We start from the raw sequence: 19,039 nt of genomic DNA, 5'->3' as shown, positions 1-19,039 counted from the left end.
AAGAAAACTTAGTGAAACCCTGTTAATTCAAGTTAATTCGAATGGAATCGACATGTTAAAACCAACTATCGGCCCAATTACCGGCCACGTTACAACTGATCATGTGCGCATCTTCATGCGTGGCGATCGTCAGAACAACTCGCCGGTATTTGCCGGGATTCGTTATCGCGCTTCCAGCACACAACATTGGTCCAAAGGTAACTTTGCGCAACTGAGTGAATTACGCGACATGTCACATGTGTTCGCCCTCAACAACTTGAGTGCCGACACCGAATATGAATATCAGACCGGCTGGTTCAGCCCGATGAATCCGGTACATACGCCAGACAGCGTTGCCGAGTTGCCGTTGCAATGGCCACGGGAAATCTATCGCCTGCGCACCCGCTCCAGCAAAGCCCTGCACCCCAGAGCCTACATCGTCGGCTCCTGCCGCTACTTGCGCATGACTGCTGGCATTGCCTCCCTGCCGCAACTGGGTGACCGGATCTTTGCATCCATCAATCAGCTCATCGAGGGCATACAACCCCCGATCAGCGCGGTATTGATGACAGGCGATCAAATTTATGTGGACGACTTGAACCTGGTCGCACCGGATCGCGAATACAAAGACATTCTCAACAAGTACCGCGCCGCGTTTTCCCAACCCAACATTCAACGGTTGATGTCTGGCACGTCGACTTACATGATTCTCGATGATCACGAAATCGAAGATAACTGGCCTGCCAATGCCAGCAAGTCCGACGGCGACTTGTACCGTAACGCAATGGCTGCCTATGAGTTGTATCAGGCCAGTCATAGCCCGGTACATCCGCTGACAAGTAACGGTGAAATAGATCACTCGACACTTGAGCATTACTGGTATCAATTCAGCGACGGCGATATCGAATGGTTTGTCACCGATAGTCGCACCCGCCGCAACTTGTCAGCCGATGACCGACGCATCCTCGACGAGGCACAGGAACAGGCCCTGCTCAAATGGCTGAGCCACAGCACAGCGCGGGTCAAGTTCGTGGTCACCAGCGTGATGTTCTATCCCGATCGCAAACGCCACGGCGATGACGCCTGGAAAGCCTTTCCCGAACAACGTCTGCGCCTGCTGGAAACCATCCGCACCCGGCGAATCAAGAATGTCGTGTTCATTTCCGGGGACGTGCATGGCTCGCTGACGGCTCGTTTGACACACAGCGAAGACCCGGACTTCGAAATCCACACGGTGGTGTCCTCGCCGCTGTGCAACAGCAAACTGCTGCCATATGCCAAAGCGTCCACGTTCATCCTGGATCAGCCGCTGGTGCGCACGGCGGCGGGCGATTATCGGCATGAACTGACCAGCACGGTGGTGAGTGAAGACAATTTCGCCCACTTGGTGGTCGAGGCTGATCAGCTTGTGGTCAATTACCATGATCGGGATGGAAAACGGCTGCAGTCGATCGCCATAAAGCTGCGCTAAGCCTTAAAGATCGCAGCCTTCGACAGCGCCTACAGAGGGCGCATTCCCCTGTAGACACTGCCCAAGGCTGCGATCTTTTACTCTTTTCAACGACGTGCTGGAGAAATGCCCGACGCAGCCGACATATTCTTATAGCACTTGGCCTTCATGTCTCTTGTCAGTCAGTGCCGCAATGATGCAACCTTGCCGCAGGCAACAGTAAAGAGGGCGAGAGCCCGGCGCGTTCAGCATATTTCCAAGCGAGTTCCCTTCATGAAGAGCCAACCCGATGCCGCCAGCCGTATGGCGGCCGAGGTAGTGACGCAGTTGCCTGTGCCCTCGCGGCTCGGCATGCTGCGTTTCGAGCGCTTGAATGAAGCCAGTTGGGCGATGCTGTTTCTCGATCCCAACTGTGAACGCCAGTTCGGTCAGCCGGCCGTTGAGCTTTGCGCCCTGGTCGGTTCACCCTACGCCAGCCTGATGGAACCCGAAGCGCGCTATCAACTGCACGACGCGATCCAGCAGCAACTGCGCGACAGCCCGCATTATCTGGTGCGCTATACCCTGCACACCGCCGCAGGCAAGCTGAACATCCTCGAATTGGGCGAAGCGTATAAACAGCACAATCGTCATCTGCTGCGCGGCTATCTATTGGCGGTCGATGATGTGTTCGACGAAGTGCCGCAGGTGCCCTGCGTCGACCTCGAAACCCAGAATTCACGCCTGCAAATCGCCCTTGAACTCAATCAACGCGCGCAGCAGGAACAACTGCAGCACCTGGAACGCGTGCGCGCCCAGCAGGACCTGATTCTGCTGCTCGCGCGCCAGCGCTACAGCACGCACAACTCGTTGCAGGAAGCCGCCGAGCTGATCACCCGCTGCGCCTGCGATATCTATGAAATCGACTGCGCCAGCTTGTGGAACCTCGAAGGCCAGCATCTGGTGCCGATCTCCGCGTACCACCGCGCGACCCAGGAATACATCCTTCCGGACGTGATCGACATCAGTAGCTTCCCGGATTACATGGACGCCCTGCACGGCAGTCGCGCCATCGATGCGCACAACGCGATGCGCGACCCGCGTACCCGGGAGATGGCCGAAGCCCTGCGCCCGCGCGACGTCAACGCCATGCTCGACGCCAGTATTCGCGTCGACGGGCAAGTGGTCGGCGTGCTGTGTCTGGAACAGACCGGCGTCACCCGCGCCTGGCAGTCCGACGAAATCGCCTTTGCCGGTGAGCTGGCTGACCAGTTTGCGCAAGTCATCAACAACCACAACCGCCGCACAGCCACCAGCGCCCTGCACCTGTTCCAGCGTGCAGTCGAGCAAAGCGCCAACGCGTTTTTGCTGGTCAATTGCGACGGCGTGGTCGAGTACGTCAACCCGAGCTTCACCGCGATCACCCAATACACCACCGAAGAAGTCCACGGCCAGCGTCTGTCCGAGCTGCCGGCGCTGGAAAACCTCAGTGAACTGTTGTTCGACGCGCCCTCGGCGCTGGCCAAGAGCAACAGCTGGCAGGGCGAATTCAAAAGCCGCCGCAAGAACCTCGAACCGTACTGGGGTCAGCTCTCGATCTCCAAAGTCTACGGTGACAACCGTGAGCTGACGCATTACATCGGCATCTACGAAGACATCACCCAGACCAAACTGGCGCAGCAGCGCATCGAACGACTGGCCTACACCGACAACCTGACCAACCTCGGCAACCGGCCGGCGTTTATCCGCAATCTGGACGAACGCTTCGCCCGCGACAGCGATACGCCGATCAGCCTGTTGCTGGTCGACATCGACAATTTCAAGCGGATCAACGACAGCCTCGGTCACCAGACCGGCGACAAGCTGCTGATCAGTCTGGCCCGGCGTCTGCGCAACAGCCTGAGCCCAAGTGGCAGCCTCGCGCGGTTCGCCAGTAACGAGTTTGCCGTGCTGCTCGACGACACCGACCTGGCGACCGGTCAGCAGATCGCCAACCAATTGCTGGCGACCCTCGACAAGCCGATGTTCGTCGACAACCAGTTGATCAGCGTCACCGGTTCGGTCGGCCTGGCCTGCGCGCCGCTACACGGTCGCGATCCGCAAACGCTGATGCGTAACGCCGGCCTGGCGCTGCACAAAGCCAAGGCCAACGGTAAACATCAGGTGCAAGTCTTCACCGAAGCACTGAACGCCGAGGCCAGCTACAAACTGTTCGTCGAAAACAACCTGCGCCGAGCCCTGACCCAGAACGAGCTGGACGTGTTCTACCAGCCCAAGCTGTGCCTGCGCAGCGGGCGTCTGCTGGGCATGGAAGCGCTGCTGCGCTGGAACCACCCGGAACGCGGCATGATTCGCCCGGACCAGTTCATCAGCGTCGCCGAAGAAACCGGCTTGATCATTCCGATCGGCAAGTGGATCGCGCGTCAGGCCTGCCGCATGAGCAAGGCGTTGACTGCCGCCGGCATGGGCAATCTGCAAGTGGCGATCAACCTGTCGCCGAAACAGTTCTCCGACCCGGATCTGGTCGCCTCGATCGCCAACATCCTCAAGGAAGAAGCGCTGCCGGCCAATCTGCTCGAGCTGGAGCTGACCGAAGGCCTGCTGCTGGAAGCCACCGAAGACACCCACTTGCAACTCGACCAGCTCAAGCGCCTTGGGTTGACGCTAGCCATGGACGACTTCGGCACCGGGTATTCATCGCTGAGTTATTTGAAGAAATTCCCGATCGACATCATCAAGATTGATCGCAGCTTCATCCACGAAATTCCCGACAACCAGGACGACATGGAAATCACCTCGGCGGTGATCGCCATGGCGCACAACCTGAAACTCAAGGTTGTGGCCGAAGGCATCGAGACCGCCGAACAACTGGCGTTCCTGCGCCGCCACCGTTGCGATGTCGGACAGGGTTACCTGTTTGACCGGCCGATTCCGGGCGCTGAACTCATCCAAGCGCTGAAACGCTACCCGCGCGGTCCGCTCTGCCTCTGATCACCACAAGCCGTTCCTCTAGAAGACACTCCCCTGTGGGAGCGAGCCTGCTCGCGAAGACGGAGTGTCAGTCGACATCAACATTGCCTGACCCACCGCTTTCGCGAGCAAGTCGAATCGTCGCACCGTCGCCCCCACATTTGGAGAGTGCGAAGTCGGGCATCATTCGGCACACTGGCGGTCTGACTTTTCACATCCAACCTGACTGAGAGGAACGATCATGGTTCTGCGCTCGGAAATTCTGGTGAACAAGAACGTGCTCCCGACTAAAGAACAAGCTCTGCCCGGCCGCGAAACCGCGATGACCCTGCCTGAAAAGCACTTCGTGTTTGAAGAAACCCCGCTGCTTGGCCCGTTTTTCCAGGACGTCGACTTTGCGATCTTCGGTCTGGGCTGCTTCTGGGGCGCCGAGCGCCGCTTCTGGCAGCGTGAAGGCGTGGTCAGCACGGTCGTCGGTTATGCCGGCGGTTTCACGCCGAATCCGACCTACGAAGAAGTCTGCTCGGGCCTGACCGGCCACGCTGAAGTGGTGCTGGTGGTGTATGACAAGGCCAAGGTCAGCTACGAAGAGCTGCTGGCGATGTTCTGGGAACTGCACAACCCGACGCAGGGCATGCGCCAAGGCAATGACATCGGCACGCAGTACCGCTCGGTGATCTACGCAACCTCGCCTGAGCATCTGGACGCGGCGCTGAAAAGCAAAGCGACCTATCAGGCCGAGCTGTCGAAAGCAGGTCTGGGGGAAATCAGCACCGAAATCGAACAGGCGCCGACCGTGTACTTCGCCGAGGCGTATCACCAGCAGTATCTGGCGAAGAATCCTGAGGGTTATTGCGGGATCGGCGGCACCGGCGTGTGCATGCCACCGAGCCTGGCGGGTAACTGACCCTTGAAAGCAAAAGATCGCAGCCTTCGGCAGCTCCTACAGGAGATCAGTGATCGTCCGCACATTCGTGGACGACGCCGAACCGCGTAGGAGCTGCCGCAGGCTGCGATCTTTTGATCTTGCCGTTGATCAGCTCTCGGCAATCAACCAATCCATCTGCCACCCACCCTGAGTCTGCCCCAGCTTCTTCGACAACCACGGCAGCAGCTCACGTAATTCCTCCTCCAGCCCCCACGGCGGATTGGCAATCGCCATGCCCGAACCGTTCAGGCTGTTCGGCGTATCCAGCGGATGCACCAGCAGCTCCACACGCAGCAACTTCGGCGCACCGGTGCCAGCCAGATCCTGATAGAAACGGCGCAACGCACGCTGGTCCTTCACTGGATACCAGATCGCCGCCACGGTTTGGCGCATACGACCAATCGCCTCTTTCAACGACGCCGCGCAACGTTGCATCTCGTCGAGCTGTTCGAACGGCGGGTCAATCAGCATCACCGCGCGCTTTTCCTGCACCGGCAACATCGCACGAGCGACGTGCCAGCCTTCGCCGAGATGAACCTTGACCCGACGATCGCCGGCCATGTTGTCCTTGAGCAGCACGCCGTCTTCCGGGTGTTTCTCGTTGAGCATCACCCGGTCCTGCGGACGGGTCAGGCGCCGCGCCAGCTCCGGCGAACCCGGGTAATAGCGCAACTGGCCGTCCGGGTTCATATCATGCAGCACCTTCATGTAGTCGGCGGTCAGCGCCGGCAGATCCGGTTGATCCCATAAGCGCGCGATGCCTTCCAGGTACTCACCGGTACGGTTGGCCTGATCGCCCTGCAAGTCATACAGACCGATGCCGGCGTGCGTGTCGAGATAGGCAAACGGCTGCTCCTTGCGCGACATCAAGGCGATGAGGCGGGTCAAGGTCAGGTGTTTGAACACATCGGCGTGATTGCCGGCATGGAAGGCGTGACGATAATTCATGGCTGCTCCTGCGAAGGGCGCAAAGTTTACCTTTTACCGGGCGGCAAGTCAGGGGTTCGCAGCCGAGCGGACAAAAGCCTTTCCCTCACCCTAGCCCTCTCCCCGAGGGAGAGGGGACTGACGGTGGTGATCTTGCGAGTTACACCGACCTGAAAGATCAGCGTGATCTCAGGTTTGTCCAAGCGAAGATCAGTGCAGAAGTCGCAAGTCGGCGTAAACCGCCCAGACAACTCGGTCAGTCCCCCGAAACAACACCACCCTCCAGGCTTGGCCAAGCGAAGTTCACCGCTGAAGTCGCAGGTCGGCGTACATCACCCAGACAACTCGGTCAGTCCCCCGAAAGAACACCACTCTCCAGGCTTGGCCAAGCGAAGTTCACCGCTGAAATCTCAGGTCGGCGTACATCACCCAGACAACTCGGTCAGTCCCCTCTCCCTCTGGGAGAGGGTTAGGGTGAGGGGCTTTGCTTTATGGCGTTAAACTGGCTAGCCATGAACGACAGGAAGTCAAAAACTCATGCGATATCTGATCATCTGCTTATTCAGCCTGCTTAGCCCATACCTCGCCCTTGCCGACGAAACTCACATTGAACAGGCACGCGAGACACTAAAGAACTACGGCCTGAGCCACTGCATTCTGAAGCCATTCAACGAACACTCCGCGCTGGAAAAAGACATCGCATTGTCCGCCAATGCCTATTCGTTCATGGGCAAAGGCATGCATTCCATCCTGCAAAATGAAGACACACTGCAGGTGCTGCACGACCCCTATAAAGAAACCCGAAACTACGTATTAACGGCTTACGAAGAGACACCTTCAAACAGCAAATACTCGAATGAAAAAGTAGTGTTCCTTGCGTGCCTGAAGGTCTACAACTCCGAGGCGTTCAGCCGCTTTATCAAAACGCAGGATGCGTACATTCCATCCATCAAAGTCAAAGGATCGCAGCCTTCGGCAGCTCCAACAGGGTGAGCACCAATCTCGTGTAGGAGCTGCCGCAGGCTGCGATCTTTTGACCTTTTTCAGGCGGGCATGCCGCGCAGGCGCCTGCCGATGACATCCAGCACATCACAGCCGTCGCGCAAAGGAATCACGCAGAGCTGGGCGAAGTCGCTGAGGATGACGGAGTCGCATTCGACCGAGCCGCGCATGCACATGTTTTCCAGCACCTGGATCACGGCGCGCAGACGATGGTTGGCGGCGTCCATGAGGATGTCGAGGGGCACGTGGGTGTCGATGAACAGCGTCGGCATGTCGCTGCAATTGCCGGTCAGGGCCATGAAGCGGTTGTCGGGATGGGGGATGATCTTTTCGTAGGGTGGAGCCGTTCGTATTGTCGTCATTTCTATCTTCCATAGAGTGTAAGTGAACTGCCGCATTCCTTCCTACGGGATTGGGTGGCAGCCGTGCACGGGAGTAGGAAACCGACCCATGGAATTCGGCCACGCCGAAGCGTGTCCCGCACACAGCCGCCGCTGACGACATTGCTCACACAAGTTACGTGCCGCAATTCAAACAACAGCGCTGATGCACCATAGGTAGAGGGCTCCTACACCCTGTCACCACTCTCGCAGTGACAACGAAAAGACTATCCCTGCAACCCACCGCCCACCAGTTCATGAAAACCGCCGCAACTCGAAGGAATCGTCCGAGACCTTCGCCCCGAAAACTCACTCCGACTCTGCCAGCAAAAACGCCAGCAACGCCGATTGCGACGAATCTTCCGACATTGAAACCTGAAAAAACCGCCTCACCTTGCAACGCAAAACCGCCTCGGGAAAGGCCTCGAAAAGAACCGGATATTCTTCGCTCAACCACTGCAACGCATTGGCCGTTTGCACGTCATTACCCTGCTGCGCCAGCACTGACTCCGGCACCTGCCACCACGGCAATGCCCGCCCCGAAACCTGCGCCCTGCCACCAATTTCCAGCGCCTGACCATTAATCAAACAACGCCCGATCAGCGGAAACAGCTGCGCCGTATCCACTTCATTGGCCTGCAGAACCGGCAATAGGAACCGCCCGTCCCAGAAACGAAAAAACACCGTTTTGCCGCCCGGCATCCACACTTGGGTGAGGCTGCGAAAGTGCGCCGCCACCTCTTCAAGACTCGCCGAAGACACCGCCAACCATCCCCAATCCCGCGACTCGGTAGTGGCGACCCAATGCAGAAACTCACTGTCGGCGGCGACAACTCCCACGTAAGGCATCACCGCATCCCACTCGGCATAGATCGTCCCGGCCCAGATCGGACTGGCCGCTTCTGACCAAGCCTTGAACGGCTTTGCCTCGCTGGCATTGCTGAACACCGCAAACAATTGCTCGGATGCGCTCAACGGTTCACGCGCCAGCCAATCAACAGGCAAAAGGGAATCAGGCTGCACAGAGACCGTCCTTGCAACGCTCACACTCTTCGCAGAATGGCGCATCACCTTTAAAACTCATGATTTGTGCAGCGGTGAGCATGGCAGCCGGCGCGGCGGCGAGTTTCTCCGGCAATCCCGGTACAACCGGCGCGGCACTCATCGCCGCCATCGGCGCACCGCCCACAACAATCGGCACGCTGCTGAAAATCCCGCCGGGACCGATGTTGATCCACTGCCCGCCCGCCTGAATCGTCGCACTCGCGCCGCCGTCGATGACCACTTGCTGACCGGCGCTGACGTGGAATTGCCCACTGGCGCTGATCGCCTGATTACTCACGCGAACATGACGGTCGCCGGTCACGCTCAGATGATCGTCCTGCTTCACTTCGGTCTGGCGCTGCCCGTGGGTGATGCGCTGCTCATCTGCCTTCAACTCATGCCGAGCGGTGCCGGTAACGACGATGCTGCGCTGGTTATCAACCTGCACCTGTTGATCGTTCAACACATGCTGCGTCCAGTTACGCTGGGCGCGCAGATAGATTTCCTCAGCGCCTTTCTTATCCTCAATGCGCAGTTCGTTGTAGCCGCCACCGCCGGGGCTGCTCTGACTACGAAAAATGCTACGAGTCTTGTCCGCCGGCAGGTCCAGCGGAATCGGCGTCGCGGCGTTGGGCAGGCAGCCCACGACCAAAGGCTTGTCGGCGTCGGCATCGATGAAGCCGACCAGCACTTCCATGCCGACTCGCGGAATCAGCACACTGCCGTAAAGGTCGTGCGCCCAATTAGTAGCAACGCGCAGCCAGCAACTGGAATGCTCGTTCAATTCGCCGTCGCGATCCCAGGCCAGTTGCACCTTGACCCGGCCGTACTCGTCGCAGTGGATTTCCGTGTCTTTCGGCCCGGTCACGACCGCCGGTTGATAGCCGAGCATGCGTGGTTTTTCCGGCCCCAGCGCCGGGCGGAAGAACACGTCCCACGGTGTGGTGACAAAGCTATTACGGTAACCCTGAAATCCCTCGCCATCGCTGGTCACCGATTCCTCCAGCACCTGCGGCTGGCGGCCATGATGCTCGATGGCGGTCAGCAACCAGAGGTCATTCCAGTCGTGGCGCGGATGCTCGGTCAGTTGCAGGAAATGTCCGCAAACCAATGCGGATTCGTCGCTGACGCCTTCAGCCTGACGGTAATCGGCGACATGTCGCTCAAGTGCCCGCTGGGCCAGGTGCTTGCCGGTTTCCCGATCATTGAATTGGCCGGGGAAATGATAGTCCTCCAGCACCGGGCGCTGCTCGCCGTCGATACGGCTTTGCAACTGCAGGCGCGGCTTTTCGAAGTTGTAGTCGCGCCGGGTGACCACGCTGGTACGGGTTTCCACGCGAACGTTAAAGCGCTGAATCGCCCGCGCGCCAGCGGACATGCCACTGCCCGGCAGATAAACCGTCGACTCGCCCAGACGCGGGAACACGGTCTGGTCATCGCCAAAAACCAACAGGTGACCGTGGGGACTGTGTTGGAAATGGTAATGAATGCCGACCTCGGCACACAGGCGCTGGATAAAGGCCAGGTCACTCTCGGCGTACTGCACGCAATACTCACGCACTGGGTAATCGCTGCCGAGGCGAAATTCAAAAGCATCACGCAGGATCGAATGATCCTTGAGCACTCGCGCGACAATTTGCGGCACCGTCAGATGCTGGAAGATCCGCTGATTGATCCGCTGGCCGAGGTAGGTCAGACGCGGGACCAGGCTGATGTGATAACGCGTCAGACGTTTCCCGGAATCGCCCTGCCCGACCTGATAAATCTGACCGTGAATACCAGAACCCTGAGCATCCAGGCTCAGAAACGCCTGACAGTGCAACAGGCTTTCGAGGTCCAGGTCCGGCCGTTCACTGACCAGTTCCAGCTCGAAGCGAAAGGGTTGGCTGATGGCTTCCTTGCCCGTGAACTCAAGGACCTTGAGGTCATGTTGGGCGCCTTCGAGGGTCAACGTGAAACGCGGTTGATTGGCAGGCGCGAACATCCGATGTCTCTCTGCAGAATGAAGGGCGGGCGATTCTGCATGAGGGGCAAGGGGTGATGAATGGGTGACTGGAAAATCAGATTTGCCCTACTTTCATTGACGAAAAACCCTGCAAAAAGCGGCGCCTTCAACTACAGACAAGTCTCCAAAACCACCGCCGAACCTTGTAGGAGTGAGCCTGCTCGCGATAGCAGTGTGACAGTCAACATTTTCGTTACTGATGAACCGCTATCGCGAGCAGGCTCACTCCTACAGGGGATCGCGGTGAATCAGAGAAATCACAGGCACAAAAAAACGGCCCGCCTCCTATAGGAAACGGGCCGTTTTCCGGTGAGCCTCAGCTCAGAACAATCACTTGTTCAGGTGGAAATCTTTTTCCGCCGCGTCGAAGCGTTGCACCATGCCTCTGGTCGGCTCGCCCATCTTGCTGACGATGTAGATGGCCAGGCTGGCGAAGATGAAGCCCGGGATGATTTCGTACAGACCCAGCAGTTCGAAATGCTTCCAGACCACCACGGTGATCGCGCCGACCAGAATACCGGCCAGTGCGCCGTCGCGAGTCATGCCTTTCCAGATAACCGAGATCAGCACAACCGGACCGAACGCAGCACCGAAACCGGCCCATGCGTAGGACACCAGGCCCAGTACGCGGTTTTCCGGGTTGGCGGCCAGAGCGATCGCGATCAGTGCCACCAACAGCACCATGGCGCGGCCGACCCAGACCAGCTCAACCTGGGAGGCGGATTTGCGCAGGAAGGCTTTATAGAAATCTTCAGTCAGGGCGCTCGAGCACACCAGTAACTGGCAGCTCAGGGTGCTCATGACGGCAGCCAGAATCGCCGACAGCAGGACACCGGCCACCCACGGATTGAAGAGGATCTTCGCCAGTTCGATGAACACGCGCTCAGGGTTCTCGGTCACGGGACCGGCCACTTCCGGGTGTGCCGAGAAATACGCGATACCGAAGAAGCCCACCGCCACGGTGCCACCCAGGCACAGGATCATCCAGGTCATGGAAATGCGACGCGCCTTGGCGATCGATTTCACCGAATCCGCCGCCATGAAACGCGCGAGGATATGCGGTTGGCCGAAGTAGCCCAGACCCCAGCCCATCAGCGAGATGATGCCGATGAAAGTGGTGCCTTTGAGCATGTCGAAGTTGCTTGGATCTTGCGCTTCGATGGCCAGGAACGTGGTGTCGACACCACCGGTGGCCAGCAGCACGATGATTGGCGTAAGGATCAGCGCGAAAATCATCAGAGTGGCTTGTACGGTGTCGGTCCAGCTCACTGCCAGGAAACCGCCGATAAAGGTGTAGGCAATTGTCGCCGCAGCACCGGCCCACAGCGCGGTCTCGTAGGACATGCCGAAGGTGCTTTCGAACAGACGGGCACCGGCCACAATGCCGGAAGCGCAGTAGATGGTGAAGAACACCAGAATCACGATCGCCGAGATGATCCGCAGCAGGCCGCTTTTGTCTTCGAAACGGCTGGCAAAGTAGTCCGGCAGGGTCAGGGCGTCGCCATTGTGCTCGGTCTGCACGCGCAGACGGCCGGCAACGAACAGCCAGTTCAGGTAGGCACCGATGACCAGACCGATGGCGATCCAGCTTTCAGACAGACCGGACATATAGATGGCGCCCGGCAGGCCCATCAACAACCAGCCGCTCATATCGGAAGCACCGGCGGACAGCGCGGTGACGACGCTGCCGAGGCTTCGACCGCCGAGGATATAGTCAGAAAGGTTGTTGGTGGAGCGATAGGCCATCAAGCCGATCAGCACCATTGCTGCGATGTAGATCACGAACGTGATCAGGGTTGGATTGCTTACGCTCATTGAGTTACGCCCTGGCTTTGTTTTTATGTAGCGGCGGTGGTGAACCGCACGCAAACGACGACGTTTGGCAGACGATCCGGGATCCCGCGCATTTAGGACTGATGTTTCCCCAGGAAAGCCATCAGCCGGTACACCGGGTTATTCCCGGTTGCACCTAGGGCGCGAATGCTATGCAACAAATCAAATAAGGTGCAACCAGTTTCGTGAGAATTAGTTGCACCTAGTCGGATTTATCGACAATCACCCCGTTTTTGCTCCCTTTTGTGGCAGTCATAACCCTTTGCTAGAAGCAAAAGCACCAAGCAGGAGCAGCACTTTCGTACCAGAAAATAATTCCTGACGAGTTGCCTATTATTCCGACAAAAAAAGGGTTGCACCCGGTTGCACCTCTTTCGGCGCACGGCTAATCTTGCCGCCAGCTGATGCCACGCAACTGTGGCAACCATGAGGATAAAAATATGGCTACCACCACCCTTGGGGTCAAACTCGATGACCCGACCCGCGAACGCCTGAAGGCCGCCGCAACCTCGATTGATCGCACGCCGCACTGGCTGATCAAGCAGGCAATTTTCAATTACCTGGAAAAACTCGAGGGTGGTGCAACCCTGACCGAGCTGAACGGTTTGACCGCCAAGGACGCCGATGAGGCGGGCGAAGTCCACACCGATCACGCCCACCAGTGCTTCCTTGAATTCGCCGAAAGCATCCTGCCGCAATCCGTACTGCGTGCTTCGATCACTGCCGCTTACCGTCGCCCTGAGCCGGAAGTGGTGCCGATGCTGATCGAGCAGGCTCGCCTGCCAGCGCCGATGGCAGAAGCCACCAATAAACTCGCCGCTTCCATCGCGGAAAAATTGCGTAACCAGAAAAGTGCCGGCGGTCGTGCAGGCATTGTTCAGGGTCTGCTGCAGGAATTTTCCCTGTCGTCCCAGGAAGGCGTAGCGCTGATGTGTCTGGCCGAAGCGCTGCTGCGTATCCCGGACAAAGGCACTCGCGATGCACTGATCCGCGACAAGATCAGCACCGGTAACTGGCACCCGCATTTGGGCAACAGCCCGTCGCTGTTCGTCAACGCCGCCACTTGGGGCCTGCTGTTGACCGGCAAACTGGTGTCTACGCACAACGAAGCTGGCCTGACCTCTTCGCTGAGCCGCATCATCGGCAAGAGCGGCGAGCCGATGATCCGCAAGGGCGTCGACATGGCCATGCGCCTGATGGGCGAGCAGTTCGTCACCGGCGAAACCATCGCCGAAGCGCTGGCCAACGCGAGCAAGTTCGAAGCCAAGGGCTTCCGTTATTCCTACGACATGCTCGGTGAAGCGGCCCTCACCGAACACGACGCGCAGAAGTACCTGGCGTCGTACGAACAAGCCATTCACTCGATCGGCAAAGCCTCCCACGGCCGTGGGATTTATGAAGGCCCGGGCATCTCCATCAAGTTGTCGGCACTGCACCCGCGTTACAGCCGTGCACAGTACGAGCGTGTGATGGACGAGCTGTACCCGCGCCTGCTGTCGCTGACCTTGCTGGCCAAGCAATACGACATCGGCCTGAACATCGACGCCGAAGAAGCCGACCGTCTCGAACTGTCGCTGGATCTGCTTGAGCGCCTGTGCTTCGAGCCGCAACTGACCGGCTGGAACGGCATCGGTTTCGTCATCCAGGCTTACCAGAAGCGTTGCCCGTACGTGATCGACTACGTGATCGATCTGGCCCGTCGCAGCCGTCATCGCCTGATGATCCGCCTGGTAAAAGGCGCGTACTGGGACAGCGAAATCAAGCGCGCCCAGGTCGAAGGCCTGGAAGGCTATCCGGTCTACACCCGCAAGGTGTACACCGACGTTTCCTACATCGCTTGCGCACGCAAACTGCTGTCGGTGCCGGAAGTCATCTACCCGCAGTTCGCCACGCACAACGCCCACACCCTGTCGGCCATTTATCACATTGCCGGTCAGAACTATTACCCGGGCCAGTACGAATTCCAATGCCTGCATGGCATGGGCGAACCGCTCTACGAACAAGTTGTAGGCAAGGTTTCCGAAGGCAAGCTGAACCGTCCGTGCCGCGTGTACGCTCCGGTCGGTACTCACGAAACCCTTCTGGCGTACCTCGTACGTCGCTTGCTGGAAAACGGCGCGAACACCTCGTTCGTCAACCGCATCGCCGACCAGTCGATTTCGATTCAGGAACTGGTGGCCGATCCGGTGGCGCAGATCGAGCAGATGGCGACCGTGGAAGGTGGTTTCGGCCTGCCGCACCCGCGCATTCCGCTGCCGCGTGATCTGTATGGTGCCGAGCGTGCCAACTCCAGCGGCATCGACATGGCCAACGAACATCGTCTGGCCTCATTGTCCTGCGCCTTGCTCGCCACTGCGCACAATGACTGGAAAGCCGCGCCGATGCTCGGTTGCGCTTCCAGCAACGAAACGCCGGCAGCGGTTCTGAACCCGGCTGATCACCGTGATGTGGTCGGTCATGTTCAAGAAGCCACGGTTGAAGACGTCGACAACGCCATCCAATGCGCACTGAACGCCGCACCGATCTGGCAGGCTACCCCGCCGGCCGAACGTGCGGCGATTCTGGAACGTGCCGCTGACTTGATGGAAGGCGAGATTCAGCCACTGATGGGCCTGTTGGCTCGTGAAGCCGGCAAGACCTACGCCAACGCCATCGCCGAAGTCCGCGAAGCGGTCGACTTCCTGCGTTATTACGCGGTGCAGGCTCGCAACGATTTCAGTAATGACGCCCACCGCCCACTGGGTCCGGTGGTGTGCATCAGCCCGTGGAACTTCCCGCTGGCAATCTTCAGCGGCCAGGTCGCTGCTGCACTGGCTGCCGGTAACCCGGTACTGGCCAAACCGGCCGAACAAACCCCACTGGTGGCGGCTCAGGCTGTTCGCCTGATGCTTGAGGCCGGCATCCCGGAAGGCGTGCTGCAACTGCTGCCGGGTCGCGGTGAAACCGTCGGCGCCGGTCTGGTCGGCGATGAGCGCGTCAAAGGCGTGATGTTCACCGGTTCCACCGAAGTCGCGCGCCTGCTGCAACGCAACATTGCCGGTCGCCTCGACAACCAGGGCCGTCCGATTCCGCTGATCGCCGAAACCGGTGGCCAGAACGCGATGATCGTCGACTCCTCGGCTCTGACCGAACAAGTCGTGATCGACGTAGTTTCGTCGGCCTTCGACAGCGCCGGTCAGCGTTGCTCGGCGCTGCGCGTACTGTGCCTGCAGGAAGATTCCGCCGATCGCGTCATCGAGATGCTCAAAGGTGCCATGGCGGAAAGCCGTCTCGGCAACCCAGAGCGCCTGTCCGTGGACATCGGCCCGGTGATCGACGCCGAAGCCAAGGCGGGCATCGACAAGCACATCCAGGGCATGCGCGATAAAGGTCGCAACGTGTATCAGGTCGCTATCGCCGACACCGAAGAAGTCAAACGCGGCACCTTCGTCATGCCGACCCTGATCGAACTGGAAAGCTTCGACGAACTGCAACGCGAGATCTTCGGCCCGGTGCTGCACGTGGTTCGCTACAAGCGCAAAGAGATCGATCAACTGATCGGCCAGATCAACGCTTCCGGTTATGGCCTGACTTTGGGCGTACACACGCGCATCGACGAGACCATCGCCAAGGTGATCGACAACGTCAACGCCGGTAACGTCTACGTCAACCGCAACATCGTTGGCGCTGTGGTCGGCGTGCAGCCATTCGGCGGCGAAGGCTTGTCGGGTACCGGTCCGAAAGCCGGTGGCCCGCTGTACTTGTACCGCTTGCTGTCGACGCGCCCTACTGATGCCATCGAACAATCCTTCGCTCGCGGTGATGCTGCCGTGGCACCGGACGTTCGTCTGCGCGACGCCATGAGCAAACCGCTGACCGCGCTGAAAGCCTGGGCCGACAGCAACAAGTTTGCCGACCTGAGCACTCTTTGCGTGCAGTACGCTGCGCAATCGCAGAGCGGCATCACCCGCGTGCTGGCCGGCCCGACCGGTGAGAAAAACAGCTATGCCATCCTGCCGCGTGAGCACGTGTTGTGCCTGGCCGAGGTTGAAGGTGATTTGCTGACGCAACTGGCGGCGGTGCTTGCGGTAGGCGGTTCGGCGGTATGGCCGGAGTCCGACATCAGCAAGGCCTTGTTCGCACGCCTGCCGAAGGAGATTCAGGCGCGGATCAAGCTGGTTGCCGACTGGAATAAAGACGAGGTGGTGTTTGATGCGGTTCTGCATCACGGCCATTCCGACCAGTTGCGCGGCGTTTGCCAGCAGATTGCCAAGCGTGCCGGTGCGATCGTTGGGGTTCAGGGCTTGTCCCAGGGCGAGACCAACATTGCGCTGGAGCGCCTGGTGATTGAGCGGGCGTTGAGCGTTAACACCGCTGCGGCGGGGGGTAATGCCAGCTTGATGACTATCGGCTAACACCCGATAAACCGGACACCTGCATGGGTGTCCGGCATAGCAACAGTCCCTGTGGGAGCGAGCTTGCTCGCGAAAGCGGTTTGCCAGTCAACGTGAATGTTGAATGTGCCGGCCTCTTCGCGAGCAAGCTCGCTCCCACAGTGTTTTGTGGTGTTTGTTAAGTCTGCGCGCGGCTTCAACATCACGCTTATCAATCATCCTGTTCAGCCTTTATCAGCACGCCTAGACTCGGCCCAACCCCAACTTCAGGTAGGCCGCCATGTCCGAAACGCTGCTCAGTTCCCGCAATCTGGCTTTCGAGCTGTATGAAGTCCTTGATGCCGAGGGCCTGACCCGGCGTGAGCGCTTTGCCGAGCACAATCGCGAAACCTTCGACGCCGCCATCGGCACCGCGCGCAACATTGCCGAAAAGTACTTTGCGCCACACAACCGCAAGGGCGACGAGAACGAGCCGCGCTACGAAGACGGTCAGGCGATTCTGATTCCTGAAGTGAAACCGGCGGTGGATGCCTTCCTTGAAGCCGGATTCCTCAACGCTGCGCGCAGCTTCGATGCTGGCGGCATGCAACTGCCGACGCTGCTGTCCCAAGCTTGCTTCGCGCATTTCCAGTCGGCCAACGCGGCTTCGACGTCCTACCCGTTCCTGACCATGGGCGCGGCGAACCTGATCGAGAGTTTTGGCACTGAGGAACAGAAACAACGCTTCCTGCAGCCCATGATCGATGGCCGCTTCTTCGGCACCATGGCGCTGACCGAACCGCATGCAGGTTCATCGCTGTCGGATATTCGTACACGCGCCGAGCCGGCGTCCGACGGCACTTATCGCCTGAAGGGCAACAAAATCTTTATCTCCGGCGGCGATCACCCGCTCTCGGAAAACATCGTGCACATGGTCCTGGCCAAACTGCCGGACGCACCTGCGGGCGTTAAAGGCATTTCGCTGTTCATCGTGCCGAAGTTTCTGGTCAACGATGACGGCAGCCTCGGCCCACGCAATGACGTGCTGCTGGCCGGGCTGTTCCACAAGATGGGCTGGCGCGGCACCACCTCCACAGCACTGAACTTCGGCGATAACGGTGAATGTGTCGGTTATCTGGTGGGTAAGCCGCATCAGGGCCTGAGCTACATGTTCCAGATGATGAACGAAGCGCGGATCGGCGTCGGTATGGGGGCGGTGATGCTCGGTTATGCCGGTTACCTGTATTCGCTGGAGTACGCCCGCGAACGGCCACAGGGTCGCGTTCCGGACAGCAAAGATCCGACGACGGCGCCGGTGGCGATCATTCAGCACGCCGATGTACGACGCATGCTGTTGACGCAAAAGTCCTACGTCGAAGGTGCATTTGACCTCGGCTTGTATGCAGCGCGCCTGTTCGATGACACCACGACGCTTGAGTCCGAAGCCGAGCGTAAACAGGCCCACGAATTGCTGGATCTGCTGACGCCGATCGTCAAGTCCTGGCCATCGGAGTTCTGCCTCAAGGCCAACGAACTGGCGATCCAGATTCTTGGAGGCCACGGTTACACCCGCGAATACCCGGTCGAGCAGTATTACCGCGACAACCGTTTGAACCCGATTCACGAAGGAACCCATGGCATTCAATCGCTGGACTTGCTCGGGCGTAAATTGGCGCAGAACGGTGGCGCTGGACTGAAGCAATTGATTCGACTGATCGCCACCACCGCTGAACGCGCGACGGCGTATGAATCGCTGACCGCCCTGCGTGAGCCTTTAGAGAAACTTGTAGCTCGCCTGCAAACGGTGACCATCGGCCTGCTGACCGATCTGGCACAGGGCAAGGTCAATAGCAGTCTGGCGAATTCGGCGCTGTACCTGAAGGTGTTCGGCCACACGGTGATTGGCTGGCGCTGGCTGGAGCAGGCGATTCGAGCCGAGGAAGGGCTGGCCAAAGGGAATGCAGCGGATGCCGACTTCTATAAGGGCAAGTTGCAGGCAGCGCGGTATTTTCTGACGTGGGAAGTGCCGGGTTGCCACCATGAACTGGCGTTGCTGGAGGCGCGGGATGATACGTGCCTGGCGATGCAGGATGCGTGGTTCTGAAGCGCAACCCTCACCCCAGCCCTCCCGAAACGTCGGACCGCCCAGAGGGAGAGGGGGCCGACCCGAGGTGTCTACGCATCGACCTG

The 19,039-nt window shown here is 59.1% G+C and carries 11 protein-coding genes; 6 read left to right on the top strand and 5 right to left on the bottom strand.

Annotated elements, in window-relative coordinates; all coding sequences use genetic code 11:
• The first annotated feature begins 52 nt into the window (after nt 1–52).
• From AB4N74_RS26320 to msrA, 3 genes are all read left to right on the top strand, one after another.
• Entirely contained in the window at nt 53–1,450 is a 1,398-nt protein-coding gene (locus AB4N74_RS26320) for an alkaline phosphatase D family protein (RefSeq protein ID WP_460097696.1), read from the top strand.
• 252 nt (nt 1,451–1,702) lie between these two features.
• Nucleotides 1,703–4,399: a putative bifunctional diguanylate cyclase/phosphodiesterase gene (locus AB4N74_RS26315; RefSeq protein WP_093430121.1), complete on the top strand. Its 2,697-nt coding sequence runs from the start codon at nt 1,703–1,705 to the stop codon at nt 4,397–4,399.
• A gap of 220 nt (nt 4,400–4,619) precedes the next feature.
• Nucleotides 4,620–5,285, top strand: a complete 666-nt coding sequence (gene msrA / locus AB4N74_RS26310) for a peptide-methionine (S)-S-oxide reductase MsrA (protein WP_093430120.1) — start codon at nt 4,620–4,622, stop codon at nt 5,283–5,285.
• Between the two features lie 129 nt (nt 5,286–5,414).
• Here msrA and AB4N74_RS26305 read toward each other — a convergent pair whose 3' ends face one another.
• Nucleotides 5,415–6,254, bottom strand: a complete 840-nt coding sequence (locus AB4N74_RS26305) for a 23S rRNA (adenine(2030)-N(6))-methyltransferase RlmJ (RefSeq protein ID WP_093430119.1) — start codon at nt 6,252–6,254, stop codon at nt 5,415–5,417.
• A gap of 516 nt (nt 6,255–6,770) precedes the next feature.
• Here AB4N74_RS26305 and AB4N74_RS26300 point away from each other — a divergent pair.
• Nucleotides 6,771–7,226: a hypothetical protein gene (locus AB4N74_RS26300; protein WP_093430118.1), complete on the top strand. Its 456-nt coding sequence runs from the start codon at nt 6,771–6,773 to the stop codon at nt 7,224–7,226.
• A gap of 50 nt (nt 7,227–7,276) precedes the next feature.
• Here the strand turns inward: AB4N74_RS26300 and AB4N74_RS26295 are convergent, their stop codons facing one another.
• From AB4N74_RS26295 to putP, 4 genes are all read right to left on the bottom strand, one after another.
• Nucleotides 7,277–7,597 carry a hypothetical protein gene (locus AB4N74_RS26295; protein ID WP_186621237.1) on the bottom strand — a complete coding sequence of 107 codons (321 nt, stop codon included), beginning with the start codon at nt 7,595–7,597 and terminating at the stop codon, nt 7,277–7,279.
• Nucleotides 7,598–7,924: 327 nt separating this feature from the next.
• Entirely contained in the window at nt 7,925–8,638 is a 714-nt protein-coding gene (locus AB4N74_RS26290) for a DUF4123 domain-containing protein (protein ID WP_460097694.1), read from the bottom strand.
• Nucleotides 8,628–10,643, bottom strand: a complete 2,016-nt coding sequence (locus AB4N74_RS26285; protein WP_460097692.1) for a type VI secretion system Vgr family protein — start codon at nt 10,641–10,643, stop codon at nt 8,628–8,630. Before AB4N74_RS26285 ends, AB4N74_RS26290 begins: the two co-directional genes overlap by 11 nt.
• A 351-nt stretch (nt 10,644–10,994) precedes the next feature.
• Complete coding sequence (gene putP, locus AB4N74_RS26280; RefSeq protein ID WP_093430114.1) at nt 10,995–12,479, bottom strand: sodium/proline symporter PutP; 1,485 nt, start codon at nt 12,477–12,479, stop codon at nt 10,995–10,997.
• A 458-nt stretch (nt 12,480–12,937) separates the two neighbouring features.
• On the opposite strand from putP, the gene putA reads away from it, so the two are divergent.
• Together putA and AB4N74_RS26270 are read left to right on the top strand one after the other, a co-directional pair.
• The gene (putA, locus tag AB4N74_RS26275; protein ID WP_093430113.1) at nt 12,938–16,891 is read left to right on the top strand and encodes a trifunctional transcriptional regulator/proline dehydrogenase/L-glutamate gamma-semialdehyde dehydrogenase; all 3,954 of its coding nucleotides are present in this window, start codon (nt 12,938–12,940) and stop codon (nt 16,889–16,891) included.
• Between the two features lie 259 nt (nt 16,892–17,150).
• Nucleotides 17,151–18,953, top strand: a complete 1,803-nt coding sequence (locus AB4N74_RS26270; RefSeq protein ID WP_460089604.1) for an acyl-CoA dehydrogenase — start codon at nt 17,151–17,153, stop codon at nt 18,951–18,953.
• The last annotated feature ends 86 nt before the right edge of the window (nt 18,954–19,039 follow it).

The organism is Pseudomonas sp. H3_C08, from assembly GCF_054669455.1.
Note: the sequence above shows the minus strand (reverse complement) of the source record. Positions and strands in the feature narration are given on the sequence as shown.

Excerpts from the sequence above, each read along its gene's own strand:
- putA (WP_093430113.1), top strand. The coding sequence starts at position 12,938 with ATGGCTACCACCACCCTTGGGGTCAAACTCGATGACCCGACCCGCGAA.
- AB4N74_RS26315 (WP_093430121.1), top strand. The coding sequence starts at position 1,703 with ATGAAGAGCCAACCCGATGCCGCCAGCCGTATGGCGGCCGAGGTAGTG.
- AB4N74_RS26270 (WP_460089604.1), top strand. The coding sequence starts at position 17,151 with ATGTCCGAAACGCTGCTCAGTTCCCGCAATCTGGCTTTCGAGCTGTAT.
- AB4N74_RS26295 (WP_186621237.1), bottom strand. The coding sequence starts at position 7,597 with ATGACGACAATACGAACGGCTCCACCCTACGAAAAGATCATCCCCCAT.
- msrA (WP_093430120.1), top strand. The coding sequence starts at position 4,620 with ATGGTTCTGCGCTCGGAAATTCTGGTGAACAAGAACGTGCTCCCGACT.
- AB4N74_RS26320 (WP_460097696.1), top strand. The coding sequence starts at position 53 with ATGTTAAAACCAACTATCGGCCCAATTACCGGCCACGTTACAACTGAT.
- AB4N74_RS26305 (WP_093430119.1), bottom strand. The coding sequence starts at position 6,254 with ATGAATTATCGTCACGCCTTCCATGCCGGCAATCACGCCGATGTGTTC.
- AB4N74_RS26300 (WP_093430118.1), top strand. The coding sequence starts at position 6,771 with ATGCGATATCTGATCATCTGCTTATTCAGCCTGCTTAGCCCATACCTC.
- putP (WP_093430114.1), bottom strand. The coding sequence starts at position 12,479 with ATGAGCGTAAGCAATCCAACCCTGATCACGTTCGTGATCTACATCGCA.
- AB4N74_RS26285 (WP_460097692.1), bottom strand. The coding sequence starts at position 10,643 with ATGTTCGCGCCTGCCAATCAACCGCGTTTCACGTTGACCCTCGAAGGC.